Below are 24,740 nucleotides of genomic sequence, written 5' to 3'. Positions count from 1 at the left end.
AGGAAGGACGCCGGGGTGGCAGTCAGGGCGAGAGGAGAGATGACGAATGGGCTGGTGATCAGCCCACCGACCCTTCCAGCTTGAGGGCCAGCAGCTTGTCGGCCTCTGCGGCGAATTCCATCGGCAGCTGGTTGAACACATCGCGGCAGAAGCCGCTCACCATCATCGACACCGCCTCTTCGAAGCCGATGCCGCGGCTCTGCAGATAGAACAGCTGATCGGCGGAGATGCGGCAGGTGCTGGCCTCGTGCTCAACGTTCGCGCTGGGCTGCTGCGAGCGGATGTAGGGGTAGGTGTTGGCGGCGGCGCGATCACCGATCAGCATCGAATCGCACTGGCTGTAGTTGCGGGCCCCCACAGCCTTGGGGCCGATCTGCACCAGACCGCGATAGCTGTTGCTCGATTGACCGGCGCTGATGCCCTTGCTGACGATCGTCGAGCGGCTGCGCGGGCCGACATGAATCATCTTGGTGCCGGTGTCGGCCTGCTGGCGGTTGTTGGTGAGCGCCACCGAATAGAACTCTCCCACGGAGTCCTCGCCCTGGAGCACACAACTGGGATATTTCCAGGTGATCGCCGAGCCGGTTTCCACCTGGGTCCAGCTGATCCGGCTACGGGCACCACGACATTGACCACGCTTGGTGACGAAGTTGTAGATGCCACCGACACCATTCTCATCACCGGCGTACCAGTTCTGCACGGTGGAATACTTGATCGAGGCGTCGTCGAGCGCCACCAGTTCCACCACCGCCGCGTGCAGCTGGTTGGTGTCGAACATCGGCGCCGTGCAGCCCTCGAGATAACTGACCGACGCGCCTTCCTCAGCGACGATCAGCGTGCGCTCGAACTGACCGGTGTCGCCTGAATTGATGCGGAAGTAGGTGGACAGCTCCATCGGGCACTCCACCCCTTTGGGTATGAAGACGAAGGAGCCATCGCTGAACACCGCTGAGTTGAGGGCAGCAAAATAGTTATCATTGCTGGGAACGACGGTGCCCAGATATTTCTCGATCAGCTCGGGATGCTCTTTCACCGCCTCGCTGATCGAGCAGAAGACAACGCCATGCTCAGCCAGCTTCTCCTTGTAGGTGGTGGCAATCGAAACGCTGTCGAACACCGCATCGACGGCCACATTGGAGAGACGCTTCTGCTCGCTCAGCGGAATCCCGAGCTTGTCGAAGGTCTCCAGCAGCTTGGGGTCCACCTCATCGAGACTGGCCTTCTTGGCCTGTTGCTTGGGGGCGGCGTAATAAATGATCTCCTGGTAATCGATCGCCGGATAGCCCAGCGCCGCCCAGTCAGGCTCCTGCATCTGCAGCCACTGGCGGTAGGCGCGCAGTCGGAAGTCCAGCAGGAAGGCAGGCTCCTGCTTCTTGCTGGAGATCAGCCGGACGACATCCTCGCTGAGACCCTTGGCGATCTTCTCGGTTTCGATGTCGGTGACAAACCCGTACTTGTACGGCTGGCTGACCAGATCGCCGACGCTGGCTGCGGGAGAACTCATCGGGGCAACGGCTTCAGCCGGCAACGTGGGACTGGATTTCTTCGATCGAGATGGTCTGCTTCTCGCCACGGAAGGGGTTGTCCTCCGTCAGGAAGAGCATGCAGTGGCACTCCTTGCGCTCCCGCATCGGCACACAAGGGCAGTTCCAGAAGGCCTGGGCCACCTCAGCCTCCTTGTCCTCGTAGTGCCGGCAGGGGCAGAGAGCGCCGCCCAGCTCATCCTTGTGGCGCGCGAGACCCTCAAGCACCACGGCGGTGACGCCGGGGTCACTGCAGAAATAGGTGCCCGTGCGCTGGGCGTAGGTCTCGGCGAACTTGCGGATCACCTCCAGGCTGTCGGACGCCTGAGGAGCAGGCGCGGCGCTGGAGGCGTTGACACTGGAGCCAGTGGCGGCGTCGGACATGGGGACGGGGTCAGGGGGCAGCGGCAGGCGGGATCGCGTCAGCGGAACCTGCGGGTGACCATTTACGAAACGCCAGGGTTTCGTTAGTCAGACCATAGGGCACTGAAGCGATGCGCGGGTGCAGCTGGTCATTGTGCCCACCGTCACGTCCTGGGCGCGCCGGGCGACCGGAGCCTCAGCCCCGTCGCCGGCCTCGCACATCGACAGGACCATCCACGCCAGTTGCCATGAACGCGTGGCATGGTGAAGGCGTTCCGCCCCCGCCATGAGCGTCCCGCCGCCCACTGGAATCGAATCCGCCACCGTCCCGGCGCCCGGCATGGTGGCGGCAGTCCCCGCCGGGAACGACACTCCCACTCCGCAACCTTCCGGCTCAGGCGGAACAACGAGCCAGGCAACCACCCGCGAGGCAGCCCTCACTCTTCTCCTGCGCGAAGGTGAAGCCACCGCCGCCGACCTGGCCCATCGCCTGGGCGTCTCGGTGCAGGTGATGCGACGTCACCTACGCAGTCTCGAAGAGGACGGGCTCGTGGAAGCCTGCTCCTCCCACGACGGCCCCGGCCGCCCCAGCAACCGCTGGCACCTCACCGCCCAGGGGCATGAACGCTTCCCCGACGGTAGTGAGCATTTCGCCCTTGGATTGCTGCAGTCGATCTCCAGCAGCCTTCCCCCCGAGACACTGCGAGCCCTCCTGAATGATCAGGCCCGTTCCAAGGCGACGCTCTATCGCCAGCGGATCGGGGAGGGCACCCTGCACGAACGCCTCGAGCGGCTTGTCGAACTCCGACGTCAGGAGGGATACGTGGCAGAACTGCGGGCCGATGCCGAGCTGCCGAGCAGCGCCGCACCCCACCAGGGGGGCTGGATTCTCAGCGAATTCCACTGTTCGGTGATGCGCATCGCCGAGGAGTTCCCGATGGTCTGCGACCAGGAGCTCCAGCTGATCCGCCACACCTTCCCCGACTGCCAGGTGGAGCGGGTGCACTGGCGGCTGGAGGACGACCATTTCTGCGGCTTCCGCCTCTCCCCGGGCCACGTCAGCGCCTGAGCGGATGCTCACGCCCGACGAACTCGCCGGCCTCGAGGCCACTCTGCTGCCCGCGCTGGAACGCCACCACCTGCGGCTGCTGGCCCACGGCCTGCGCACCCTGCAGCAGATCGCCGGCCGCCGTCAGGGAAACCCTCCCAGCAGCGAGGCCATCCGCAGGTGGGTGCTCGAGCAGGACGCCACCGCAGGAGATCAGCCCTTCGCCGAGGCCTTCAGCGCCCAGATGCTGCATGTCGCCGATCAGCTGCGGGCGATCGCCGGCCCATCGCGCATGGCTCTGGATCTGGAGCTCGACGACCTGGAGCGCTGGGCCCGCCGACAGGCCGATTGCCGCCTCGCCGGCGGCCCCCATCCATGACGCACCACGGCCACCCGCGGAACCGAGCCTGAACCGGGCCTCAGCCCTCTTCGAGGCACAGCGGCCGCCATCCGAGGGGGATCGCTCCGCATCCGGCCGGGCGAGCCGGCAGCGAGGGCCAGCCCCACTCCGGTCTGCCGCATTGCGATCATGCTGAACATCGAGCCGTGCCCCGAGGCTTCCCGTGAGCGGATCCATCCCCGACGCCCTCCACTTCTTCCGCCTCAGCTGCGGCCGCTGGCGCTCCCAGCGCAGCAGCCATCATCTGCTGCACCGCCGCGCCGAAGCGGGCGGCTCCTGGATCGAGGTGGTGGAGCTGAAGCCGGACGACCCGCGGCTGCAGGCGATCGCCACGCTGCATGGCCAGGACCCAGGCGCCCTCGTGGGCGGCTGCCGCGTCACCTGGAGCGGCTCGATGGCCTGGGACAAGGCCGGCGAGGCCCATGAAGGCGAGAGCGTCTTCGGGCTGATCCCCCTGGACGACCGCGGCCGCGCCGGCCTGCTGCTGCGCGACCGCGGCTACGCCGAGACGGCGCCTGTGGCCGGCCGCTTCGCCATGGACGAGCGCGACGGGCTGCTGCTGACCACCGAATACGAGACGATGCAGTCCCTGGAGCGCTTCAGCTTCGCCGGGCCCGACGTGCGCCTGCGGACCAGCACCGTGCAGGGACTCTCCAACACCGCCTCCTTCTGCGTCGAGACCCGCATCACCGCCATGGAGGCCGGCGAGCCCGGCGCCGCGGTGACGACCACCGGCAAGGACGCACCCCTGACAGCCCTGGGCTGGTGAGCGCCGGCCCCGGGCGCGACGGTGGCCAACGTTACGGACTGTGAGTCCTGACGCGAGCCCGGAGACCCCACCGCGAGCGCACTTCTACGATCTCGTCCGACGGATGACCGGACCCCGCGTGGCTCTTCCCCTCCTCAAGTACGCCCCCACCTCCCAGAACTCCCGGGTCGATGCCCTCCGGGTGGGCTCCGACGAGGATCCCCGCGCCGCGTCCATGGACAAGGCCATGGATCGCGAAGATCAGAACTTCGTGATTGAGAGCGCCTACCGCCAGATCTTCTTCCACGCCTTCAAGGTCGACCGCGACCGCACCCTGGAGAGCCAGCTGCGCGACGGTCAGATCACCGTGCGTGACTTCATCCGCTCGCTCTGCCTGTCGGACACCTTCACCCGCAGCTTCTACAACCTCAACAACAACTACAAGGTGGCCCGCCACCTCGTGGAGAAGCTTCTGGGTCGTCCCACCCACGGCAAGTCCGAGGAGATCGCCTGGTCCGCCGTGCTGATGACCCGCGGCGTCCGCGGCATGGTCGACGACATCCTTGACTCCCAGGAGTATCTCGACGCCTTCGGCTACGACACCGTCCCGTACCACCGCAATCGTGTGGTCGGCTCCCGCGAGGTCGGCGAAACTCCCTTCAACCTCACCTCCCCCCGCTACGACGAGTACTACCGGGGCATCTTCGGCTTCCCGCAGATCGTCTACACCGGTACTGCCAAGGCCTTCCCGCAGCGTGCCCAGCAACGTCGCGGTGGCTTCCCCGAGGACTACCTCCCCTGGGTTCGCACCCTGCCCGCCCTGCGTGGCGTCGGCAGTGCCCAAGGCAACACCGGCATGGACTACCTCTCCAAGGTCCCCTACCGCAGCATCAGCCGCTGAGGCGACCTCAGGGGCAGGCAACACACACCGACCGGGGGTGTCCGTCCGCTGGACGGGCACCCTTTTGCGTGGGATCAGCGCGGTCAGTGGTCCCTGACGACCTCCCGACCCAGCACAGCGACCCTGGGCAAACTCAGCCAGACTGATCCCAAACGAAATCTTCACTGTGGGCCAGTCGCCGCTTTCGTCCTTGGCTACGCAGACCCTGCGTCAACTGCGCCAGATCGCGAGCGAACTCGGCGTCACGCTGTACAGCCGCAAGACCAAGGAAGAACTGCTCGAGGCGATCAGTGCCCGCCAGGAAGACAGCGATCTGCCGATCGAAAGCCTGATGCGCGACGAGCCCCCGATGGCCGCCCCCGTTCAGCGCTCCGACGCCGAGACCCGCGTCGTCTTCCTCCCACGCGATCCCCAGTGGGCCTACGTCTTCTGGGACATCGCCGACGCTGACCGCGACCAGGCCCTCGCCGCCGGTGCCTCTCAGCTCTGTCTCCGCGTCGCCGACGTCACAGGCCTCGCTCCCGGCTCCGCCCACCCCCACACCCTTCAGGAAGTGGTCGTCGATGCCCACGCCTGCGAGTGGTATCTCCCCGTTCCACTCTCCGATCGCGACTACCGCGTCGAGCTCGGCTACCGCAAGGGTGCCGCCGGCGGCTGGATCTCCCTCGCCTTCTCTTCCGTCGCCCGCGTCCCCGCTCTCCATCCCTCCGAGCAGATCCTCGATCAGTTCGTCCCCTTCTCCCTCGATCCCGGCAACGCCCCTGCTCCCGCTCCCCTGACTCCCGCCGCCGCAGACACCGGCCTCCACGAGCGCCTCTATCAATCCGCCACCACAGGCTGGCGACGCCTCGGACGCGGCTCCGAGGCCTTCCATGAATTCGCCGAACACGACTCCTCCCTCTCCGGTGAGGGCTTCTCCGCCTCCGCCGCAGGCGTCTGGGCCTCCGGTCGCAGCGAGTCCGGCGCAGGCCTCCCGCCCCGCCAGCGCTCCTTCTGGCTCGTCGCCGACGCCGAGCTCATCGTCTACGGCGCCACCGATCCCGCCGCACGCCTCACCATCGGCGGCGAGGACGTCCCCCTCTCACCCGACGGCACCTTCCGCATCCAGGTCCCCTTCCGCGACGGACAGCAGCTCTATCCCATCGAGGCCATCGCCGCCGATGGCGAGCAGCGACGCAACATCACCCTCGAGTTCCGCCGCACCACACCCGAGGACAACAGCAATCCGGCCAGCCAGGCCGTCGCCGAGTGGTTCTGATGGCAGCACCCTCCTCCCCTTCGGTGGCCCTCAGGACCTTCGTGGCCCTGACTCCCCTTCTGGGCACAGTGCTCTTCCCGCTGGTGGTGGCGCTGCTGATGGTGCGCCACGGCATCGGCACCGGCGTTCTGGCCGCTGTGGTCCTGGGCAGCGTCTGGTTCGTGACGATGCTGCGCACGGCTGAGATGCCCGGTCACGACTGACGGGCCCTGGGAAACCTGGGGGGCAGGCCCGCCCCCCACCGATGACCGCCTGCCGACAACGACACCGCCTCAGGCTGACGCTGCTGCTCGTTCTGGCACTGCTGTGGCCATTGGCGGGCTGCAGCACCACCACCGCGGCCGTCCGCAGCGGCGCCCCCAGCGCCGATCTTCCCCTGCCGGAGGGCATCCGCGTCGCCTTCAACCATCGAGCCGACCGGCGCTATCGCAGCCCGGTCAGCGGGCAGTGGCGCCAGGGCGACAACCTTGAAGCGCTGATCCTGGAGGCGATCGGCGAAGCCCGCAGCGAGGTTCTGGTGGCTGTGCAGGAGCTGTCGCTGCCGGCCGTGGCCGAGGCTCTGGCGGATCGCCACCGGCAGGGCGTGCAGGTGCGGGTGGTGCTTGAGAACACCTACAGCACTCCCTGGAGCGAGCTGCACGCGATCGATGTGGAGCCCCATCAACGCCAGCGCGTGTCGCAGCTGCAGGCCCTCGGCCAGGGCGACGCGGTGGCGATCCTGCGCCGAGGCGGCGTGCCACTGATCGACGACACGGCCGACGGCAGCGCCGGCAGCGGACTCATGCACCACAAGTTTCTGGTGGTGGACCGCCGGGTGGTGATCACCGGGTCGGCGAACTTCAGCCCCTCCTGCATCCACGGGGACGCCGACGATCCCCGCACCCGCGGCAACGTCAACCACCTGCTGCGCTTTGACAGCCCGGCGCTGGCGGAGCTGTTCGCCACGGAATTCGGTCGCCTCTGGGGTGATGGCCCAGGCGGCCGTCCCGACAGCCGCTTCGGCACGGGCAAGGGGGGCGGCGCACCGCAGCGGATCCGGATCGGGAGTACCCCCGTGGAGGTGCTGTTCACCCCCCATCGCCGTCAGGATCCGGACAACGGACTGGCCTGGCTGGAGCGGCAGCTGCGGGGTGTGCGCCAGCGGGTGGATCTGAGCCTGTTCGTGTTCTCGGCGCAGGGCATCGCCGACGCCCTGGCGGAGCTGCGCCAACGGGGGGTGACGCTGCGGGTGCTGGCCGATCCGGGCTTTGCCAGCCGTTCCTACAGCGAGGTGCTTGATCTGCTGGGAGTGCAGATCAGCGACCACCACTGCCGTCTCGAGGCCGGCAACCGGGTCTGGACGACGCCGATCGAGGCGGCCGGCACCCCCCGCCTGGCCCGGGGCGACAAGCTGCATCACAAGGTGGCGATCCTCGATGGCCGCAGCGTGATCAGCGGCAGTTTCAACTGGAGTCCCAGCGCCGCGCACACCAACGACGAAACGTTGCTGCGGATCGACTCACCACAGCTGGCGGCCCACTTCGAACGCGAGATGGCGCGGATGTGGCGTGGTGCGGAACTGGGGGTGAGCGCCAGGCTGCAGCGCAAGCGTGCGCGCCAGTGGCGCCGCTGCGGCAGCGGGCGCCTGCTGACAGCCAGTGCACGGCCTACGATCGCAGTTCCCCCCCGGCCTCAGCCCTGAAATCCGCGATGTCGTCGGCGCCCTCCCCCCGCACCATCACGCCCCGGCTCGACGCCATCGACCTGATGCTGCGTGATCTGAACACCCGCCACGATGAGATCCGCCATCGCGCCGCCTTCCGCGGCTGCACACGCGAGCTCCTGACCGTCCAGCAGGAGCTGGTCGACTACCTGCTCGCCAAGAAACACCAGTTGCTTGGCGTGGACACCAGCACCTCCATCCCCACGGGCGACCCCCTCTGAACCCTCCCGGCGGTCCCAGTGACCCGGCAGGCTCGACGGCCGGCCACACCCTCATCATCGGGGCCGGCCCTGCGGGCATGGCCCTGGCGCTGCAGCTGGCCCGACGGCAGCTTCCCGTCACCCTGGTGGAAGCCAGACCCGGCCTGAGCGGAGGCTTCCGTGGCGAGGCCCTCATGCCGAGTGGCCTTGAGGCGCTTGCACACCTGGACCTGCTGCCGCTGGCCGGAACGGTGCCGCAGTTGCCTCTGCGCGGCTGGAGCTTCTGGCTGGAAGGTCGGCCTCTGTTCCAGGTGGAGGAACCGATGGGCAGCCGCCATCCCTGCACCCTGGTGGAGCCTGGGGCGCTGTTGCACAGCTGGGCCGAGGAGCTGCGGCAGCTGCCCGGGGCACGGCTGCTCCTCGGCCGGGCTGTCGCCGGACTGATCCACACCGATGACGGCCTCTCCCAGGGGCGGATCGAGGGGGTGCGCCTCAGCGACGGCGAGCGCCTTCAGGCAGACGTCGTGGTGGCCTGCGACGGACGCGCATCGCTGCTGCGCCGCAGCGCCGGCCTGGAGCTGACCGACACGTCACCGACGGTCGATGTGCTCTGGTTCCGGCTGGGCGGCCCCACCGGTGAGGCCCTGGCTGCCCAGCTGGCGGGACGGTTTCACACGGTGATCGGCAACGATGGCTCAATGGCGTTGTTCGCCTCCGCCAGCGGCGGCGTGCAGCTGGGCTGGCCCCTGCAGGGCGGCGAACGCATCGAGCGCAGCACGGAGCAGTGGCGCGAGCTGTGGCGGCGGCTCTGTCCGGATGGACTGTCGGAAGCTCTGGCCTTTGTTCCGCCGGAGGCGATCGAGGGGCCGCTGCGCCTGCCGGTGCGGGTGGGTCTGGCCCACCGCTGGTGGCGGCCGGGTCTGCTGCTGCTCGGCGATGCGGCCCATCCGATGAGTCCTCTGCGGGCCCAGGGCACGGCGATGGCCCTGCGCGATGTGGTGGCCGCCACCGACCTGCTGCCGGCCGCCCTCGAGCAGCCTGCCGGCCAGGGTCGGGATGGGGCGCTCGATCGGGCCCTGGCCGCGATGGAAACGCTGCGCCGTCCGGAGATCGAGCGCATGCAGGCCCTGCAGCAACAGGAATGGCAGCGGGCCGAGCGGCTCGGTCACCGCCCGGCCCTGCGCAGGCTGCTCGCGGCGCTGGCCCCAGGTCTGGCACCGCTCCTGGCGGCGGTCTGGCAGCACAGCCAGGGACCGCTGCGGCAGGGCCTGGCGGGAGCGCTTCACCCCGCTCCACCACAGGCCGCCATGATGGAGCGAGCTTCCGCCGCCCGATGAGCCGGCCCACCGCCCCTTTCACCCGTGCCGGACAGGCTGGTCGCCGGGCCGGTTGCAGCCTTGCCGCGGTGGCGCTGCTGGCGGCTCCTGCCGGCGCCGAGACCGCCAGTCTCTATCCACCGTCCAGCACATTCCGCAGCCTGCAGCTCACCACCCTCGCCTGCGCCCGCGACAACGATGCCGCCAGCTGCGACAAGGCCCGGGCGATGGCGGATCCGCTGCTGGATCATCCGCGCCTCTCCGCAACCTGCAAGGACAGCCTCTGGGCGATCCGTCAGAAGGCCATCGCCGCCACAACGAACAGCCGGGAACGCCGCGACGCAATCGACCGTGCCGCAAAGGATGTGACCGTGTTCTGCCGGCAGCCGGACCGACCCTCCACCAGCGGCTCCGGTTCAGGCAGCGCAGGCAGCGGCGGTGGCAGCCCGTCCTTCAGTGCCCCGGCACCCCGCTGAGCCTGAGCCACCGAAAGCCCAGACCGCTCAGGGTTCCCCAGGCATCTCCGTTTCAGGCGCCACACGGCCTGCCGACGCCTGGGTGGTGGAGCCCACGGGGCGGATCAGATCCAGCAGCTGGTGGGAGGTGTCATCCATGAAGGTCAGGCTCATCGGCGTGACCACCACCGCCTTGTCCGCGAGGGAGCAGAGGGAGTTGCGGGTGCCGCTGGCCTCACAACTGTTCGACAGCTCGAGCAGGGCTCGGGTGAGCTTGCCGCGCAGGCAGGATTCACGACCGGCGCGGGCCAACACCGCCCGTGCGGCGGCCTCGCTGTTGGCCACCGCCTGGGGATAGGCAGGCGGAGCGGCAGAGGCCGCCGACGCCGAGAAGAGCGCGAGGGCCGCGCCCAGGCCTGCCAGCCTGGAGGAGGGGCGGAGCAGCTGGAAGACCCTGACGGAGGGGATCATGGGGAACTGGATCATCGGCGCACCCTAGGAAGGCGCGCTCTCCGGGCAACAGGGACGACAGGAGCTGCGGGCTAACTTGGTGCCCCCGCGGGCCCGGCGACGGGCGATGCCGATGACCGACCTCGCTGATGCGCCCGTCCGCCAGGTGACGCTGGATCGTCCCTTCGAGGACCAGAAGCCCGGCACCTCCGGCCTGCGCAAGAGCAGCCAGCAGTTCCAGACCCCGCACTACCTCGAGAGCTTCATCGAAGCCTCCCTGCGCGTCGTTCCCGGCATCACCGGCGGCACGATCGTCGTGGGCGGCGACGGCCGCTACGGCAACCGCCGGGCCATCGATGTGATCGCCCGCATGGCGGCGGCCCACGGCGTCGCGAAGCTGATCACGACGACCGGCGGCATCCTCTCCACACCGGCCGCCTCAAATCTGATCCGCAGCCACGCTGCCGCCTGCGGCGTGATCCTCTCCGCCAGCCACAATCCCGGCGGCCCCGATGGTGATTTCGGCGTCAAGATCAACGGAGCCAACGGCGGCCCTGCCCCTGAATCGGTCACGGACGCCATCTACGCCGCCACACGCCAGCTGGACGGTTACCGATTCCTCGAGGCTGAGGCACTCTCCCTGGACAGTCCTGGCAGTTTCCGCATCGGATCCATGCAGGTGGAGGTGCTCGACGGCGTCGACGCCTATGCCGAACTGATGCAGACGCTGTTCGACTTCGATGCCATCGCGGCGCTGCTGCGCGGCAACTTCCGGCTGGCCTTCGACGCCATGCATGCGGTCACCGGGCCCTACGCGAAGCGGATCTTCGAGCAGCTGCTGGGCGCCCCGGCCGGCACGGTGCGCAACGGTCTGCCGCTGGAGGATTTCGGCGGCGGCCACCCCGATCCCAACCTCACCTACGCCCACGACCTGGCGGAGCTGCTGCTGCAGGGCGACCTCTACGACTTCGGCGCCGCCTGCGACGGCGACGGTGACCGCAACATGATCCTGGGCCGCCGCTGCTTCGTGAATCCCAGCGACAGCCTCGCCGTGCTCACCGCCCAGGCCACGCTGGCGCCAGGCTATGCCGCGGGGCTGGCGGGCGTGGCGCGCTCGATGCCCACCAGCGCTGCTGTGGATGTGGTGGCCAGGGAGCTGGGCATCCCCTGCTTCGAGACACCGACCGGCTGGAAGTTCTTCGGCAACCTGCTCGATGCCGGCCGCATCACCCTCTGCGGTGAGGAGAGTTTCGGCACCGGCAGCAATCACATCCGCGAGAAGGACGGCCTCTGGGCCGTGCTCTTCTGGCTCAACATCCTGGCGGTGCGGGGCTGCTCGGTGGCCGAGATCATGACCGAGCACTGGGGACGGTTCGGGCGCCACTACTACTCCCGCCACGATTACGAGGCGATCGCCAGCGAGGCCGCCCATGGCCTCTACGACCGGGTGAAGAGCATGCAGCCCACCCTGGTGGGCCAGGCCTTCGCCGGCCGCACGATCGCGACGGCCGACGACTTCGCCTACAGCGACCCGGTGGATGGTTCACTCACCAGTGGCCAGGGTCTGCGCCTGCTGCTCGATGACGGCAGCCGCGTCGTGCTCCGCCTGTCGGGCACGGGCACCCAGGGCGCGACGCTGCGCGTGTATCTCGAGAGCTATGTGCCTCCGAGCGGTGATCTGCACCAGGATCCCCAGGTGGCCCTGGCGGAGATGATCACAGCGATTGATGCGCTGGCCGAGATCAGAACGCGCACCGGCATGGAGCGCCCGACGGTGATCACCTGATCCCTCGCGGATCTCTTGAGTGACTCCACGCCGCGATCCTCGGGCTGGCTGCCAGGCCTGACCAGCCTGCGGCGCTATCCCCTGGCCTGGTGGCGGGGTGATGTGATCGCCGGAATCACGGTGGCGGCCTACCTGGTGCCTCAGTGCCTGGCCTACGCCGAACTGGCAGGCCTGCCGGCGATTCATGGCCTCTGGGCCATCCTGCCGGCGCTGTTGCTCTATGCCCTGCTCGGATCCTCCCCGCAGCTGTCGGTGGGGCCCGAATCCACCACCTCGGTCATGACCGCTGCGGCGATCGCCCCCCTGACCGCAGGGGATCCGGAGGCCAGCGCCGGACTGGCCGCCCTGCTGGCCCTGCTGGTGGGCCTGGTCTGTGGTCTGGGTCGACTCGCGCGGCTCGACTTCCTGGCCGAACTGCTCTCCCGGCCGATCCTGGTGGGCTACATGGCCGGCGTGGCGGTGATCATGATCACGGGCCAGATCGGCAGGATCGCGGGCCTGCAGCTGAACAGTTCCGCGTCGCCGGCGCAGGTGCTGGAGCTGCTGCAGCGTCGTGGGGAGATCCATCTGCCGACATTGCTGCTGGGCCTCGGGGTCCTGCTCTTCCTGCTGCTGCTGCGGAGGCTGGCCCCCAGGGCGCCGGGCCCGCTCGTCGCGGTGCTGCTGAGTGTGGTCGTCGTCAGGCTGGGGCGGCTGGATCAGCTGGGAGTGGCGGTGATCGGCGCTGTCCCGGCAGGGCTGCCCCATGTGGCGCTGCCGGCGGCAGTCCCGATCGAGCAGCTGAGGTACCTGCTCTCGGCGGCGGTGGGCATCGCGCTGGTCGGCTACTCCGACAACATGCTCACCGCGCGAGCGTTCGCCATCCGCAGCGGCGGGCGGATCAACGCCAATCAGGAGCTTCTGGCGCTCGGGGCGATCAACCTGGGGGCCGGCCTGCTGCAGGGTTTCCCGGTGAGCAGCAGCGGCAGTCGCACGGCCCTGGGCGACAGCGCAGGAAGCCGCAGCCAGCTCCACTCCCTCGTTGCCCTGGTGATGGTGCTGCTGGTGCTGCTCGTGCTGCGGCCGGTACTGGCCCTGTTTCCGCGCGCCGCCCTGGGTGCGGTGGTGATCTTCGCGGCGCTGCGCCTGATCGACATCGCCGAGCTGCGGCGGATGCATCAGTTCAAGCCCAGCGAGTTCAGGCTGGCGCTGGTGACTGTGGCGGGAGTTCTGGTCACAGACATCCTCACCGGCATCGGTGTGGCGGTGGCGCTGTCGGTGATCGATCTGTTCGCCCGCCTGATGCGACCGAATGATGCGGTCATGGGGCGGGTTCCGAATCTGGCCGGCCTGCATGACATCAGCGACTGGGAGGGAGCCACCACCACACCGGGACTGCTGATCTATCGCTATGACGCACCCCTCTGTTTCGCCAATGCCGAGCATTTCCGCAGCCGGGCACTGGCAGCCATCGACGCGGAACGCACCCCCGTGGAATGGTTCGTCCTCAACGCCGAGGCCATCATCGAGATCGACATCACTGCCGCCGACATGATGCTGGACCTCCAGCAGGCCCTGGCGGCGCGGGGCATCGTCCTCGCCATGGCCAGGGTCAAGCAGGATCTCTATCAGCAACTGCAGCGGGCGGGGCTGGTCGCGCGGATCGGGCCGGAACGCTTCTTCCCCACCCTGCCCACGGCTCTGGCCGCCTTCCACGCAAGGAAGCAGCCACCACGGGAGGCGCGGGCCCAGGGCCCGGCACGCCCCATCCCCTGATTCCCGGCAAGGAGCCTGCGCCGCCCGTCACACCTTGATTGATGGACACGGCGAAGCCGTCCTCCGATCGCACACCGGTTGGAGCGAAGCGAGCCCATGAGCACCTGAAGGGAATGAGCGGAGCCCAGCGCCTACACTTGCGCGGCCGCAAGAGATCAACCCATCCATGAATGTTGTCGATGGTGAGATCCAGATCGCATCCTTTCTGACAGTCACACTCGGGATTCTGGTTCTCTTTCTCGGGAAGACCCTCAACCGCCGTCTGCGATTCCTGCGCGAGTACACCATTCCCGAACCGGTCAGCGGTGGTCTGCTCGTGGCGCTGGTGATCACGGTTCTGCATCTGATCTTCGGGCTGGAGATCAACTTCGGGATGCGCGCCCGCGATCTGCTGCTCGTCTACTTCTTCACCACGGTGGGCCTGAACGCCAGCTTCGCGGACCTGCGACGCGGCGGTCGCGCGCTGGTGGTGCTGCTGGTGCTGACGATCGTGCTGATGCTCGCGCAGAACCTGGTGGGCATCACCCTGGCTCGCTGGAGCGGCCTGCCGCCGGCCTCCGGACTTCTGGTGGGCACTCTCTCACTGATCGGCGGCCACGGCACCACCATCGCCTGGGCACCGCAGTTCGCCTCCGAACACGGTGTCGCCAACGCGCTGGAGATCGGCATCGCCGCGGCCACCTTCGGACTGATCCTGGCCAGCGCCAGCGGCGGCCCGATCGCCCGCTTCCTGATCCGCCGCCATCGCCTGGCCCTGCCAGCCCGCCAGAGCGAATCCCTTCCACAATCGTCCGGTGCTGTCGCCGAGACGGATGCGCAGCCGCCCTCCACCAGCGGCAAGCTGATCGGATCCGAGGAGTTCCTCTCCGCGGTGCTGGCGATCCACATCTGCATCATCCTGGGCTCGATCCTGCAGGAACTGATCCGTGATCTCGGGCTGTTTCTGCCCCTGTTCGTGCCCTGCCTGATCGTCGGCATTCTGCTGAGCAACCTCTTGCCTCGAAGAGCGGCCTGGATGCCCTTCCGCTGGCCGTCGCGCACCCCCTCGCTAGGAGCGTGTCGCGCGTAGATCCCGCCCCGATCTCCCCACAGACGCCCCTGAATCTGCCCAGATCCCAGTGACTGCAATGGTTCTGGCTGAGACAATGGGGCATGCAGAAGCCCAAGTCCTTCCGTCCCTGGCAGCCGGAGCAGACAACCCTGCTGCCGCCATCACCCAGTGACTGGCTCTCGGATGACCACCAGGTGTATTTCCTGCTGGATCTGGTGGATGAGCTTGATCTCTCACAGGTCCTGATTCCCGCTCAGGCCAAGGATCCTCGTGGGGAGAAAGGGTTTGATCCGCGGATGATGACGCTCTTGCTGCTCTACGCCTATTGCGTGGGCATCGTCTCCTCCCGCAAGATCGAGCGCGCCTGCTACGAGGACCTGGCGTTCCGGGTGCTGACCGGTAACCAGCAACCGGATCACAGTCGCATCAGTGAATTCCGCCGTCGCAACCTTGATGCCCTGAGCGATCTGTTCGTTCAGATCCTGCGGCTGTGCCAGAAGGCCGGCATGGTGAGCCTGGGCCATGTGGCCCTGGATGGCACCAAGGTGCAGGCCAATGCCAGCAAGCACAAGGCCATGAGCCACGAGCGGATGCTCAAAGCGGAGAAGCAGCTGGAGAAGGAGATCAACGCCTTGATGCGTAAGGCCGAGATCCTTCATGCCCAGGAGGATCGGCGCTACGGCAAGGGCAACCGCGGCAGTGATCTTCCCGATGAACTGCGTCGGCGTCAGGACCGCCTGGCCAGGATTCGCCAGGCCCGTAAGGAGATGGAAGCGGAGACCGCAGCAGCAACTGCGCGTCAGCGCCAGGAGGAAGCAGAAGAGGCCAGGGCCAAAGCAACGGCTGCCCGAGAGGCCGCTGCACCGGCAGCGGAGCAGGCCGCGCTGAACAGGAAAGACGAGGCGGCAACGGCCAAGGCCAAAGCTGCGAGGGAGCAGGCGATCGATGCCGCCGAGAGCGCCGGCATCGAACCACCGGATCTGGAGCCACTTGCGTCTGATGCGATGCCCAGGCGGGGCCTGTCGAGAAAGGCTGATGGCACTCCAACCAAGGCAACCCAGCGCAATTTCACTGACCCAGACAGTCACCTCATGAAAACCGATGGCCACTTCATCCAGGGCTACAACTGCCAGCTGGCTGTCGATCGCGACCATCAGGTGATCGTGGCGGTTGGCGTGAGCAACCAGCCACCGGACTTCGAGCACCTGGAGCCCATGCTGGATCGCATCGCGACAAGCGCTGGTGCACTGCCCGCGGTGATGACGATGGATGCGGGCTACTGGACTGATGAAAATGCCAAGGCCTGCGTGGATCAGGGTATTGATGCCTACATCGCCACCGGCCGCCTGCCGCACGGCCAGCCACTACCGCCGAAACGCGGCCCAATGCCCAAGGATGCCGACGCCAAAGCCCTCATGGCCCGCAAGATCAGAAGCAAGAAGGGATCAAGGATCTACGCCCAGCGCAAGGAGGCGATCGTGGAGCCGGTGAACGGACAGATCAAGGAAGCGCGGGGCCTACGGCGCTTCCTGCTGAGGGGGCTGGAGAAGGTGAATGGTGAATGGCACCTGATCGCTGCCACGCACAACCTGCTCAAGTTGTTCAGGTGCAGGCGATCACTGCAGCAGGCAATGGCGGAGGCACCGGGATAAGAGGCAGCGGCACTGGCCACAGCGGCCAGAGCCGGCTCAGGCCTACGTGCGATGGGCACGCTCACCAGAAGAAACGTGCCTTAGCACCGTCTCAGCGGTTCACCTCAGCAGATGATTCGTCGCAGCCAGGATTGCTGCTCTATGGGCAACAAACTCCTAGGGAACCCCTGAAAAACCCGATAGAATCAGTACAGTTCCAATAATGAGACTGGCAGCGGATGGCGGCCCCCCTCCAGTTGGGTTTCACGGACTACGAGCAGACCTACGCCAAGAAGAAAACGCGCCGGCAGCGCTTCCTCGATGAGATGGAAGCCACAGTGCCCTGGGATCCTTTCCTGGCCTTGATTTCGCCTGTGTACCACAGGCCTTCTGCCAAGGGCGGGCGCCCACCGTTTCCGCTGGAGGTGATGCTGCGCATCCACCTGCTGCAGCAGTGGTTCACGCTTTCCGATCCCTTGATGGAGGAGATGCTGATCGATACCCCCTGCTTCCGCCGCTTTGCTGGGATCGACATGGTTGAGGACCGGATCCCTGACGAGACGACGATCCTGAACTTCCGCCACCTCCTGGAAGAGAATCGGATAGCAGAGCAGATCCTGGAGACGGTGAACCAGAGCCTGCGGGAGAAGGGCGTGATGCTTAAGGAGGGTACGATCCTCGATGCCACAATCATCAACGCTCCCAGTTCAACCAAGAACAAGACGGGCGAGCGGGATCCTGAAATGCACTCGGTGGCCAAAGGCAACCAGTGGTTCTTTGGGATGCGGTGCCACATCGGTGTGGATGCAGCCTCGGGTCTGGTCCATTCCGTGGTGAGCACGGCTGCCAACGTCCATGAGCTGAACACGGCACCCGATCGCGTCCATGGCGAGGAACGCGTGATCTACGGCGACTCTGGCCACATCGGCATCGAAAAGCGTGAGGCGTTCAAGGACTGCGAAGCAGAGATGCGCATCGCCATGAAGCCCGGACAGCGCCGAGTTCTACCGGACACCCCAGAGGGAAGACTGCTGGATCTGATGGAGGCGGCGAAAGCACATGTCAGGGCAAAGGTGGAGCATCCATTTCGGATCATCAAGTGCCAGTTTGGATTTCGGAAGGTCTTCTACCGAGGCATCCGCAAGAACAACCTCAAGCTGACGATGCTGTTTGCCCTCGCCAATCTCTGGATGGTGCGCGAACGTTGTCCTTCTACAGCGTAAATGACAGAATAAGTGTGCCATCTTGAGGGTGAGCAGCCAAAAATGATCGGGGAACTCACGAGAAATAAGCCAGTCAGGCCCTGGATTGGAGCACCTGGCGAGTAGCCAAGGACAAAATACCCCACTTGTGTCTCATTGGCGAGAATGAGACACGCTTGCGCTCAATTCCCGGTCTTGATCAGAGCTTCCCTAGACCTGATCGCCGAGATCTCCCTGGGTGCCTTCCTGGCGATGTCGCTGATGACGATCCAGTTCTGGACCCTGGTGGGGCTGGCGGGCCCACTACTGCTGATCCTGCTGGCCCAGTTCCTCCTGGCGCTGGCGATCAACATGCTGCTGGTGTTCCCTCTCCTGGGCGGCACCTATGACGCCGCTGTGATCGCCGCCGGCTTCAGCGGTTTCACCCTGGGCTCCACCCCCACCGCCATGGCCAACATGACCGCGGTGACCCAGCGGTTCGGCCCCTCTCCGAAGGCCTTCATCGTGCTGCCGCTCGTGTCGGCCTTCTTCATCGATCTGCTCAACGCCGTGCTGATCCCGTTCTTCCTGCACCGGGTCTGAGGGCGATTCAGAACGGTGCCAGTGGCCGGGAGGCGAACAGATTGAGGCCGAGGCGCTCCGAGAGAAAGCGGGCGGTCAATTGACCGCGCACGCTGTTGCCCGACTCATCCAGCGGCGGCGAATAGGTCGCCAGGCCACCCTTGCCCGGGCAGACCGTGATCATGCCGCCGGACACCCCGCTCTTGCCAGGCAGACCGGTGTCATAGAGCCAATCGCCCGAGGTTTCGTAGAGCCCCGCGGTCACCATCACCGCGAGCACGTGCTGGCAGATCAGCGGCTCGATCACCCGCTCACCGCTGCACGGCTGACAGCCACCATTGGCGAGCGTGGCGGCCATCAATGCGAGATCGCGGGCGGTGACGCTCAGGGCGCACTGTCGGGTATAGAGGTCGGTGGCGGCATCGGGGTCAAACCAGATGCGCTGCTGCTCCTCCAGCAGGGTCGCGATGCCGAGGTTGCGGCGGTTTGAGGCGATCTCCGAGGCATACACCGCCTGATCGACCTGCAGCTGCCGGCCGGCGAAACGGGAGAAGCCCTCCTCGATGAAATGCCACTTGGCCTCAGCGGTGTCACCCGGCACCAGGCTGGTGGCCGCGATCGCACCGGCATTCACCATCGGATTGGAGAGCCCCTCTCCGCTGCGCTCCACCGCCAGCACCGAATTGAAGGGCAGACCGGTGCTGTTCACTCCCAGTCTGGCGCGGGCGACGTCCTCACCGATCGCCTGACAGAGGAGGGCGAACAGGAACGGCTTCGACAGGCTCTGAATGCTGAAGGGCTGGGTCGATTCGCCCGCTTCGAACAGCAGGCCGCCGGTCGAGGCCACACAGAGGCCGAAGTGGCCTGGGTTAGCCGCCGCCAGAGCCGGGATGTAGCGGGCCACCTCGCAGTCCTGCACGGGAGAGAAGCGACGATGGGCTTCCGCCACCAGCTCCCTCACGGCCTCCTCGCCCGGCAAGTGGCCGGTGGAGACCCAGTCTGTGACGGAGCCGGGAGCGTCGGTCGTCATGAGGCCTCAGCCTCGGGCTGGCGCTCCCAGGGCAACTGGGGCAGACGATGCAGAGCCTCCCGCTGGGCCTCACTCCAGATCTCGATCATGGCCCTGAGATCGGGGTCATCCGCCTCGATCCGCAGCTTCTGGGCGATGCGCAGGCTGCCGGCGGGAATCACCACCAGTTCGAACGGCGGACCGACGCTGAGGTTGGAACGCTGGGTGAGCACCTCGGAGATGAGGCAGAGCCGGGCCGCATCCTCGAGGGACAGATGGGTGTGGCCGACGTTATCGAGGGGAGGTTTGCCATATTTGCTTTCACCGATCTGCAGATAGGGGGTTTCGGGCGTCGCCATGATCGCGTTGCCCTGGGGGTAGATGAGGTACAGGCCGTGGGGCTCACTTCCGATCTGGCCGCCAAGCAGGAAGGAGGCGGCACCGCTGGCACCCGCTGCGCGCAGTTCCGCCTCATTTTCCTTCTGAACGGCCACGCTGACGCGGCCGACATAGGCTGTCGCCTCGAACAGGTAATCGCAGTGGCGCAGATCCCTGGAGCCACCATGCTCCAGCTCGGCAGGTCGATCGAGATCGCGGCGGATCCAGTTCACCACGGCCTGGGTGGTGGCAAGGCTGCCAGCGGCGAGAAGCACGAACAGCCGATCCGAGGATGGCTGGAACACATGCATCTTGCTGTAAGCGGAGATGTAATCGACCCCGGCATTCGTGCGCGAATCCGAGGCGAGCACCAGACCCTTTTCAAGCCAGTAGCCGATGCAGTAAGTCATCGCCTGCGTGGTGCGAGATGTTCGCCGGAAGCGGCTGACCCGCCGGCGTGAAGGCAGAAATCAGGCAACACGAGATAACAGGTGGATGAAGACACAACTCAGACCCCGCCCGATTCGCCGGGGAGGGGCTCCTCCTCCGGCCTGGCGGGGAAGAGCCGCTCCTCCAGCCCCTTGATCACCACATAGAAGGGTGGAACCACCCCGAGAGACAACACGGTGGCCACCAACAGGCCGCCGAAGATCACGGTGCCCAGCGACTGCTGGCTGTTGGCGCCCGCGGTGCTGGCCACCACCAGGGGCAGGAAGCCGGCGAGAGCGGCAATGGCCGTCATCAGAATCGGCCGAAGCCGCGATTCCGCCGAAGCAATGGCGGCCTCGGTGGCGGTCATGCCGGCCTGCATGTGCTGCTCGGCCACCTCCACGATCAGGATGCCATTCTTGGCCGCCAGACCGATCAGGGTGACCAGGCCCACCTGGGCATAGATGTTGAGATCGATCGATCGCAGCGCCAGAAACACCAGCGCCCCGAGCATCGCCAGGGGCACGGTCATCAGAATGATCACAGGCGTGACATAGCTCTCATACTGGGCCGAAAGCACCAGATACACCACGAGAATGCCCAGCCCGAACACCAGAACGCTGGCGTTTCCAGCCGATAGCTGCAGGGCCGCCAGGCCGGTAAAGGCATAGCCAATGTTATTAAAGTTGAGATTTTTGAAGACCTCCTGAATCGTGTCGAGGGCCTGGCCTGAGCTTGTACCGGCGGCCTCAATACCCTGAACCAGGATGGTGCGATAGAGGTTGTAATGGCTGATGATCGGGGGTGCACTGGTGAGTTCGGGCTTGGCGAATTCCGACACCTGCACCATCTTGCCGTCGCGACTGCGGACGTAATAGGCGAGGATATCCTCCAGCTTGCTGCGATTGGCTGCCTGGGACTGGACGTAGATATTGCGGACCTGCCCACTTTCATAGGTGAGACCGGAATAGTTGCCGCCTGCCAGCACGGCAATGGTGTTCATCGCCTCCTGGAAATCAATGTTCAGGGCGCCCATGATCGAGCGATCGACATCAAGACCGAATGCTGGGGCGCTCGGGATGAACTGGGTATAGAGAGACCCGAAGGCACCGGTCGCCCTCCCCGCAGAGACCAGCTTGTTGGCCTGCTCATCGAGCTCCACGAAGCTGTAGCCGCCATTGCTCTCATCATTGAACTGGAAGTAGAAGCCCCCCTGCGCCGAGAAGCCCGGAACCGCAGGGGGTTGTCCCGCGATCACAGTCGCCTCGCTGAGGGTGCTGAACTTCTGGTTCAGACGCGCCACGATGGCCGGGGCCTTCTGGGCGTTGCCCTTGCGCTCGTCCAGCGGCTTGAAGCCATAGAAGAACACCCCCTGATCAGGGCTGGTGCCATTGAAGCCGTAGCCGCTGATCACCGATCCCGCGATGATGTCCTCCTCCTGATTGAGGACCTTGGCGATCTCCATGCCGACACGCTGTGTCTGGGTGAGTGAGGCACCATTCTGGAGCTGGTAGATGCCGAGTCCATAACCCTGATCCTCCTCGGGAATGAAGGCCGAGGGGAGGGCCGTGAAGGCGATGGCTGTGAGCACGATGCCGCCACCGAGGCCGGCCAGAATCAGACGACGACGACGAATCAGCAGACTGATCAGAGCGGCGTACCCTTTCTCGACGCGGGCGAAGAAGGCATTGAAGCGATCAAACACCCAGCGCAGATTTGCGCCGCCGAGCACACCCAGCACCACACCAATGAGATAGGAGATGTTACCGAACGAGGCCGAACTGAAGCGTCCGAAGGCCAGGCCGACGATCAGCCCCGCGATCGCGCCCAGCACCCGCCCAGGCGGTGGCGCTTTCTCATTGCGCAGGATCAACGCCGAGAGCATCGGCGAGAAGGTGAGCGCATTGAAGGCGGAGATGGCGATCGAGAAGGCGATCGTCAGGGCGAACTGGCGATAGATGATGCCGATGCTGCCCGGATAAAAGGCCACCGGCACGAACACGGCCATCAGCACCAGAGCCGTAGCGATCAGGGCCCCGATCAGCTCGCCCATGCACTCCAGGGCTGCCTGGCGTGGACGCATGCCCTTCTCGATGTTCTTGGAGACGGCCTCGATCACGACGATGGCGTCATCGACCACCAGGCCGGTGGCCAGCACCAGACCGAGCAAGGTGAGTTGATTGATCGAAAAGCCGAAGATCTTGATGAAGGCGAAGGTGCCGACGAGGGAGATCGGGATGGCCAGGCTGGGCACCACGGTCGCCCGCCAGTCCTGCAGGAACACGTACAGGATCAGCAGCACCAGCACGATCGCCAGGCCAAGGGCGTCGACGACACCGTCGACGGCAGATTCAATAAATTGACCGATGTTATAGATCTGATTCACCGTCACGCCGGGCGGCACGCCCTGGCGGAACTGATTCATCACAGCCACCACCGCCTCGGAAACATCCAGGGCATTGCTCTCCGGAGTCTGGAAGACAGCCACGGTGATCGCCGGATATCCCTCCTTGCTGACGGCTGCCTGGCCGAAAGAATTGAAGCCATAGGTGGCCTGACCCACATCCTGAAGTCGCAGCAGATTGCCCTGAGGAGAGCGACCGACGATCAGGTCATTGAGCTCCTTGATGGAGACGAGATTGCCGTTGTCCTTGACGAGAATTGGATAGGCGAATTGCTGGTTTCCTCCGGCCGGCGGGCCACCGACGATGCCCCCGACGGAGACGAAGTTCTGACTCTTGACAGCCGTGACCACCTGATCGGCGGTGAGGTTGTTGGCACTGAGCCGCACCGGGTCGACGAACAACCAATAGGCTGGGTTGCTGCCTCCAAGCAGGCTGACCGTGGCCACACCCGGGACCCGCCCGAGCTGGTAGTAGAGATTTTCGTAGATCAGGCCATTGAGATAGGCGGCGTCGAACTGACCGCTACTGGAGGAGACCTGATAGGCCAACAGAATCGACGGCGTGCTCTGACTCACCGACACACCGGTCGCCTGCACCTGCTGGGGCAGCTGCGGCATCGCCAGTGACACACGGTTCTGAACATTGACCTGGTCAATGTTGATATCAGTGCCTTCATCGAAGTAGACCGAGATCACACTGTTCCCGGTCATGTTGCTGGTGGACGAGATGAAGCTCGCCCCCGGCACACCGTTGATCTGCTGTTCGATCGGATTGGTGACGGCCTGCTCAGTCACCAGAGAGTTGGCGCCGCCGTAGTTCGCCGTCACCTGAATCAGGGGCGGCGCGATGTTGGGAAGATTCTCGATCGAGAGGGTGGGAATGGCAATCAGCCCCACCAGCACGATCAGGATGCTGCAGACGGTGGTGAGGACCGGCCGCTTGATGAAATTATCCGACAGGGACATGGCCGCCTCAGTTCATGGAGCCGCTGCCCGTCACCCGCACCGGGATGCCAGAACGGAGCAGGGCCGTGTTGGAGACGATCACCTGATCGCCCTTGCTCAGCCCGGACAGAACCGGGAACAGATTGCCCTGCATCTGGCCCAGCGTCACCGGCACCTGAACCGCGATCGGTGTGCTGCCGGGCAGCTTGGCCAGCGTCTGCTTCTGGGCCTCTGGCAGCTGGTCGGAGGCCTGGATTCGGGGCAGCACCTGACGCAGCGGATAGACCTTGAACACGAACGCCTGCGACGCCTTCATCTGCACGGCCTGCGCCGGAACCGCCAGCTGATCTTTGACATCGGTGATGATGCGATTGCGCACATACTGATTGGTCTTCAGCTGGCCGGTGAGGTTGGGAAACTCTGCCTTCACAAGAACGGTGTTGGGGGATGCCTTCTCGTTGTTTTCCCCGTAATAGGGGGAGATGAACACCACCCGGCCGACGCCTCGCACCGGCGGGTTTCCCTGGCTCTCCACCTGGACGGGCTGGCCGACCTTCACCTGGGAGGCCTGGGTGGCCGGCACATCCATCAGCGTCCAGAGCACGGCGTTGTTGACGATGCCGGTGATCGCCTGGCCCTGATGCACGTAATCACCCAGCTTGACCGAATCGAGGTTGCCGAGTTCGCCATCGATCGGCGCCGTGACGAATTTGTAGCCCAGCGTCGCGGCATTGGCGCGGACCTGCTCACGGCTCTGGATGGCCTGGGTGACGTAGTAATCACGGTCCTTCGTGGAGACCGCACCCTGCTGATTGAGGAAGATGTAGCGCTCCGCGTTGGCGCGATCCTTGAGCGCCTCCGCACGGCTGGCATCGAGGGTGGCGGACTGCTGCACGTTGTCGAGCACAAGGATCGGCTGTCCCGCCTTCACCCGCTGTCCCTGGCTGGCCAGGATGCGCACCACCCGACCGTCGGTTTCGGGGCGCATCACCACGTTGCTGGTAGACTGGATGCGGCTCACCACATCGATCGCCGGTGCAAAGCGTGCCGAACCGACGATCACCGTCTGGACGGAGGGGGGCGGTGGGGTCTTGGCCTGCGGCTTGGTGCAGCCGCCCAGCATCACCCCCGGCAGCAGCAGGGACATCCCGACCAACCGGCGCAGCGGGGCGGCAGAGGGTGGGGGAGGAGCCGTCCGGAGCACTCGGGTTGCTGCATGTCGCCG

23 protein-coding genes are annotated in these 24,740 nt (G+C 65.9%); 16 read left to right on the top strand and 7 right to left on the bottom strand.

The window, feature by feature from the left end; genetic code table 11:
* Window positions 1–58: 58 nt before the first annotated feature.
* Complete coding sequence (gene sufB, locus H8F25_RS16130) at window positions 59–1,504, bottom strand: Fe-S cluster assembly protein SufB (RefSeq protein ID WP_197211274.1); 1,446 nt, start codon at window positions 1,502–1,504, stop codon at window positions 59–61.
* A gap of 13 nt (window positions 1,505–1,517) precedes the next feature.
* Window positions 1,518–1,907, bottom strand: coding sequence for a ferredoxin-thioredoxin reductase catalytic domain-containing protein (locus H8F25_RS16125; RefSeq protein WP_197211273.1), 390 nt, complete (start codon window positions 1,905–1,907; stop codon window positions 1,518–1,520).
* A gap of 319 nt (window positions 1,908–2,226) precedes the next feature.
* Here H8F25_RS16125 and sufR point away from each other — a divergent pair, with 319 nt between their 5' ends.
* The 10 genes from sufR (at window position 2,227) to H8F25_RS16075 (ending at window position 9,935) form a co-directional block, all read left to right on the top strand.
* Entirely contained in the window at window positions 2,227–2,955 is a 729-nt protein-coding gene (sufR, locus tag H8F25_RS16120; protein ID WP_197214003.1) for an iron-sulfur cluster biosynthesis transcriptional regulator SufR, read from the top strand.
* 4 nt (window positions 2,956–2,959) lie between these two features.
* Window positions 2,960–3,313 carry a hypothetical protein gene (locus tag H8F25_RS16115; RefSeq protein WP_197211272.1) on the top strand — a complete coding sequence of 118 codons (354 nt, stop codon included), beginning with the start codon at window positions 2,960–2,962 and terminating at the stop codon, window positions 3,311–3,313.
* Window positions 3,314–3,497: 184 nt separating this feature from the next.
* The gene (locus H8F25_RS16110; protein ID WP_197211271.1) at window positions 3,498–4,103 is read left to right on the top strand and encodes a phycobiliprotein lyase; all 606 of its coding nucleotides are present in this window, start codon (window positions 3,498–3,500) and stop codon (window positions 4,101–4,103) included.
* A 118-nt stretch (window positions 4,104–4,221) separates the two neighbouring features.
* Entirely contained in the window at window positions 4,222–4,983 is a 762-nt protein-coding gene (locus tag H8F25_RS16105) for a phycobilisome rod-core linker polypeptide (protein WP_197211270.1), read from the top strand.
* 190 nt (window positions 4,984–5,173) lie between these two features.
* Window positions 5,174–6,241 (top strand): DUF4912 domain-containing protein, encoded by a 1,068-nt coding sequence (locus H8F25_RS16100; RefSeq protein ID WP_231596911.1) that lies wholly within the window; start codon window positions 5,174–5,176, stop codon window positions 6,239–6,241.
* The gene (locus tag H8F25_RS16095) at window positions 6,241–6,444 is read left to right on the top strand and encodes a hypothetical protein (protein WP_197211268.1); all 204 of its coding nucleotides are present in this window, start codon (window positions 6,241–6,243) and stop codon (window positions 6,442–6,444) included. The genes H8F25_RS16100 and H8F25_RS16095 overlap by 1 nt, the downstream gene beginning before the upstream one ends.
* 41 nt (window positions 6,445–6,485) lie before the next feature.
* Entirely contained in the window at window positions 6,486–7,922 is a 1,437-nt protein-coding gene (locus H8F25_RS16090; protein ID WP_197211267.1) for a phosphatidylserine/phosphatidylglycerophosphate/cardiolipin synthase family protein, read from the top strand.
* A gap of 8 nt (window positions 7,923–7,930) precedes the next feature.
* The gene (locus tag H8F25_RS16085; protein ID WP_197211266.1) at window positions 7,931–8,164 is read left to right on the top strand and encodes a hypothetical protein; all 234 of its coding nucleotides are present in this window, start codon (window positions 7,931–7,933) and stop codon (window positions 8,162–8,164) included.
* A 77-nt stretch (window positions 8,165–8,241) separates the two neighbouring features.
* The gene (locus H8F25_RS16080; RefSeq protein ID WP_197211265.1) at window positions 8,242–9,480 is read left to right on the top strand and encodes an FAD-dependent monooxygenase; all 1,239 of its coding nucleotides are present in this window, start codon (window positions 8,242–8,244) and stop codon (window positions 9,478–9,480) included.
* The gene (locus tag H8F25_RS16075; RefSeq protein ID WP_197211264.1) at window positions 9,477–9,935 is read left to right on the top strand and encodes a hypothetical protein; all 459 of its coding nucleotides are present in this window, start codon (window positions 9,477–9,479) and stop codon (window positions 9,933–9,935) included. The genes H8F25_RS16080 and H8F25_RS16075 overlap by 4 nt, the downstream gene beginning before the upstream one ends.
* 27 nt (window positions 9,936–9,962) lie before the next feature.
* Here H8F25_RS16075 and H8F25_RS16070 read toward each other — a convergent pair whose 3' ends face one another.
* Window positions 9,963–10,400, bottom strand: coding sequence for a hypothetical protein (locus H8F25_RS16070; RefSeq protein ID WP_231596910.1), 438 nt, complete (start codon window positions 10,398–10,400; stop codon window positions 9,963–9,965).
* A 97-nt stretch (window positions 10,401–10,497) separates the two neighbouring features.
* On the opposite strand from H8F25_RS16070, the gene H8F25_RS16065 reads away from it, so the two are divergent.
* The 6 genes from H8F25_RS16065 to H8F25_RS16040 all read left to right on the top strand — a co-directional run bounded on the left by H8F25_RS16065 (window position 10,498) and on the right by H8F25_RS16040 (window position 18,371).
* Entirely contained in the window at window positions 10,498–12,150 is a 1,653-nt protein-coding gene (locus H8F25_RS16065) for an alpha-D-glucose phosphate-specific phosphoglucomutase (protein ID WP_231596909.1), read from the top strand.
* 15 nt (window positions 12,151–12,165) lie between these two features.
* The gene (sulP, locus tag H8F25_RS16060) at window positions 12,166–13,905 is read left to right on the top strand and encodes a sulfate permease (RefSeq protein ID WP_197211262.1); all 1,740 of its coding nucleotides are present in this window, start codon (window positions 12,166–12,168) and stop codon (window positions 13,903–13,905) included.
* A gap of 166 nt (window positions 13,906–14,071) precedes the next feature.
* Window positions 14,072–14,974, top strand: a complete 903-nt coding sequence (locus H8F25_RS16055; RefSeq protein ID WP_197211261.1) for a sodium/glutamate symporter — start codon at window positions 14,072–14,074, stop codon at window positions 14,972–14,974.
* A gap of 83 nt (window positions 14,975–15,057) precedes the next feature.
* The gene (locus H8F25_RS16050; RefSeq protein WP_197211260.1) at window positions 15,058–16,608 is read left to right on the top strand and encodes an IS1182 family transposase; all 1,551 of its coding nucleotides are present in this window, start codon (window positions 15,058–15,060) and stop codon (window positions 16,606–16,608) included.
* Between the two features lie 218 nt (window positions 16,609–16,826).
* On the top strand, window positions 16,827–17,810 hold the full coding sequence (locus H8F25_RS16045; RefSeq protein WP_197210200.1) for an IS5 family transposase: 984 nt from the start codon (window positions 16,827–16,829) through the stop codon (window positions 17,808–17,810).
* Window positions 17,811–17,984: 174 nt separating this feature from the next.
* Complete coding sequence (locus H8F25_RS16040) at window positions 17,985–18,371, top strand: sodium/glutamate symporter (RefSeq protein WP_231596908.1); 387 nt, start codon at window positions 17,985–17,987, stop codon at window positions 18,369–18,371.
* Between the two features lie 7 nt (window positions 18,372–18,378).
* Here H8F25_RS16040 and glsA read toward each other — a convergent pair whose 3' ends face one another.
* The 4 genes from glsA to H8F25_RS16020 form a co-directional block, all read right to left on the bottom strand.
* Window positions 18,379–19,380, bottom strand: a complete 1,002-nt coding sequence (gene glsA / locus H8F25_RS16035) for a glutaminase A (RefSeq protein ID WP_197211258.1) — start codon at window positions 19,378–19,380, stop codon at window positions 18,379–18,381.
* On the bottom strand, window positions 19,377–20,147 hold the full coding sequence (locus H8F25_RS16030) for a 20S proteasome subunit A/B (RefSeq protein ID WP_197211257.1): 771 nt from the start codon (window positions 20,145–20,147) through the stop codon (window positions 19,377–19,379). The genes glsA and H8F25_RS16030 overlap by 4 nt, the downstream gene beginning before the upstream one ends.
* 98 nt (window positions 20,148–20,245) lie before the next feature.
* The gene (locus H8F25_RS16025; RefSeq protein WP_197211256.1) at window positions 20,246–23,536 is read right to left on the bottom strand and encodes an efflux RND transporter permease subunit; all 3,291 of its coding nucleotides are present in this window, start codon (window positions 23,534–23,536) and stop codon (window positions 20,246–20,248) included.
* A gap of 7 nt (window positions 23,537–23,543) precedes the next feature.
* Complete coding sequence (locus H8F25_RS16020) at window positions 23,544–24,662, bottom strand: efflux RND transporter periplasmic adaptor subunit (protein WP_197211255.1); 1,119 nt, start codon at window positions 24,660–24,662, stop codon at window positions 23,544–23,546.
* Window positions 24,663–24,740: the final 78 nt, after the last annotated feature.

The organism is Synechococcus sp. CBW1004 (genome assembly GCF_015840715.1).
Taxonomy (GTDB): domain Bacteria; phylum Cyanobacteriota; class Cyanobacteriia; order PCC-6307; family Cyanobiaceae; genus Cyanobium.
Note: the sequence above shows the minus strand (reverse complement) of the source record. Positions and strands in the feature narration are given on the sequence as shown.

Excerpts from the sequence above, each read along its gene's own strand:
- sufB (WP_197211274.1), bottom strand. The coding sequence starts at position 1,504 with ATGAGTTCTCCCGCAGCCAGCGTCGGCGATCTGGTCAGCCAGCCGTAC.
- H8F25_RS16125 (WP_197211273.1), bottom strand. The coding sequence starts at position 1,907 with ATGTCCGACGCCGCCACTGGCTCCAGTGTCAACGCCTCCAGCGCCGCG.
- sufR (WP_197214003.1), top strand. The coding sequence starts at position 2,227 with ATGGTGGCGGCAGTCCCCGCCGGGAACGACACTCCCACTCCGCAACCT.
- H8F25_RS16115 (WP_197211272.1), top strand. The coding sequence starts at position 2,960 with ATGCTCACGCCCGACGAACTCGCCGGCCTCGAGGCCACTCTGCTGCCC.
- H8F25_RS16095 (WP_197211268.1), top strand. The coding sequence starts at position 6,241 with ATGGCAGCACCCTCCTCCCCTTCGGTGGCCCTCAGGACCTTCGTGGCC.
- H8F25_RS16090 (WP_197211267.1), top strand. The coding sequence starts at position 6,486 with ATGACCGCCTGCCGACAACGACACCGCCTCAGGCTGACGCTGCTGCTC.
- H8F25_RS16085 (WP_197211266.1), top strand. The coding sequence starts at position 7,931 with ATGTCGTCGGCGCCCTCCCCCCGCACCATCACGCCCCGGCTCGACGCC.
- H8F25_RS16080 (WP_197211265.1), top strand. The coding sequence starts at position 8,242 with ATGGCCCTGGCGCTGCAGCTGGCCCGACGGCAGCTTCCCGTCACCCTG.
- H8F25_RS16075 (WP_197211264.1), top strand. The coding sequence starts at position 9,477 with ATGAGCCGGCCCACCGCCCCTTTCACCCGTGCCGGACAGGCTGGTCGC.
- H8F25_RS16070 (WP_231596910.1), bottom strand. The coding sequence starts at position 10,400 with ATGATCCAGTTCCCCATGATCCCCTCCGTCAGGGTCTTCCAGCTGCTC.
- H8F25_RS16065 (WP_231596909.1), top strand. The coding sequence starts at position 10,498 with ATGACCGACCTCGCTGATGCGCCCGTCCGCCAGGTGACGCTGGATCGT.
- H8F25_RS16055 (WP_197211261.1), top strand. The coding sequence starts at position 14,072 with ATGAATGTTGTCGATGGTGAGATCCAGATCGCATCCTTTCTGACAGTC.
- H8F25_RS16050 (WP_197211260.1), top strand. The coding sequence starts at position 15,058 with ATGCAGAAGCCCAAGTCCTTCCGTCCCTGGCAGCCGGAGCAGACAACC.
- H8F25_RS16045 (WP_197210200.1), top strand. The coding sequence starts at position 16,827 with ATGGCGGCCCCCCTCCAGTTGGGTTTCACGGACTACGAGCAGACCTAC.
- glsA (WP_197211258.1), bottom strand. The coding sequence starts at position 19,380 with ATGACGACCGACGCTCCCGGCTCCGTCACAGACTGGGTCTCCACCGGC.
- H8F25_RS16030 (WP_197211257.1), bottom strand. The coding sequence starts at position 20,147 with ATGACTTACTGCATCGGCTACTGGCTTGAAAAGGGTCTGGTGCTCGCC.
- H8F25_RS16025 (WP_197211256.1), bottom strand. The coding sequence starts at position 23,536 with ATGTCCCTGTCGGATAATTTCATCAAGCGGCCGGTCCTCACCACCGTC.
- H8F25_RS16020 (WP_197211255.1), bottom strand. The coding sequence starts at position 24,662 with ATGTCCCTGCTGCTGCCGGGGGTGATGCTGGGCGGCTGCACCAAGCCG.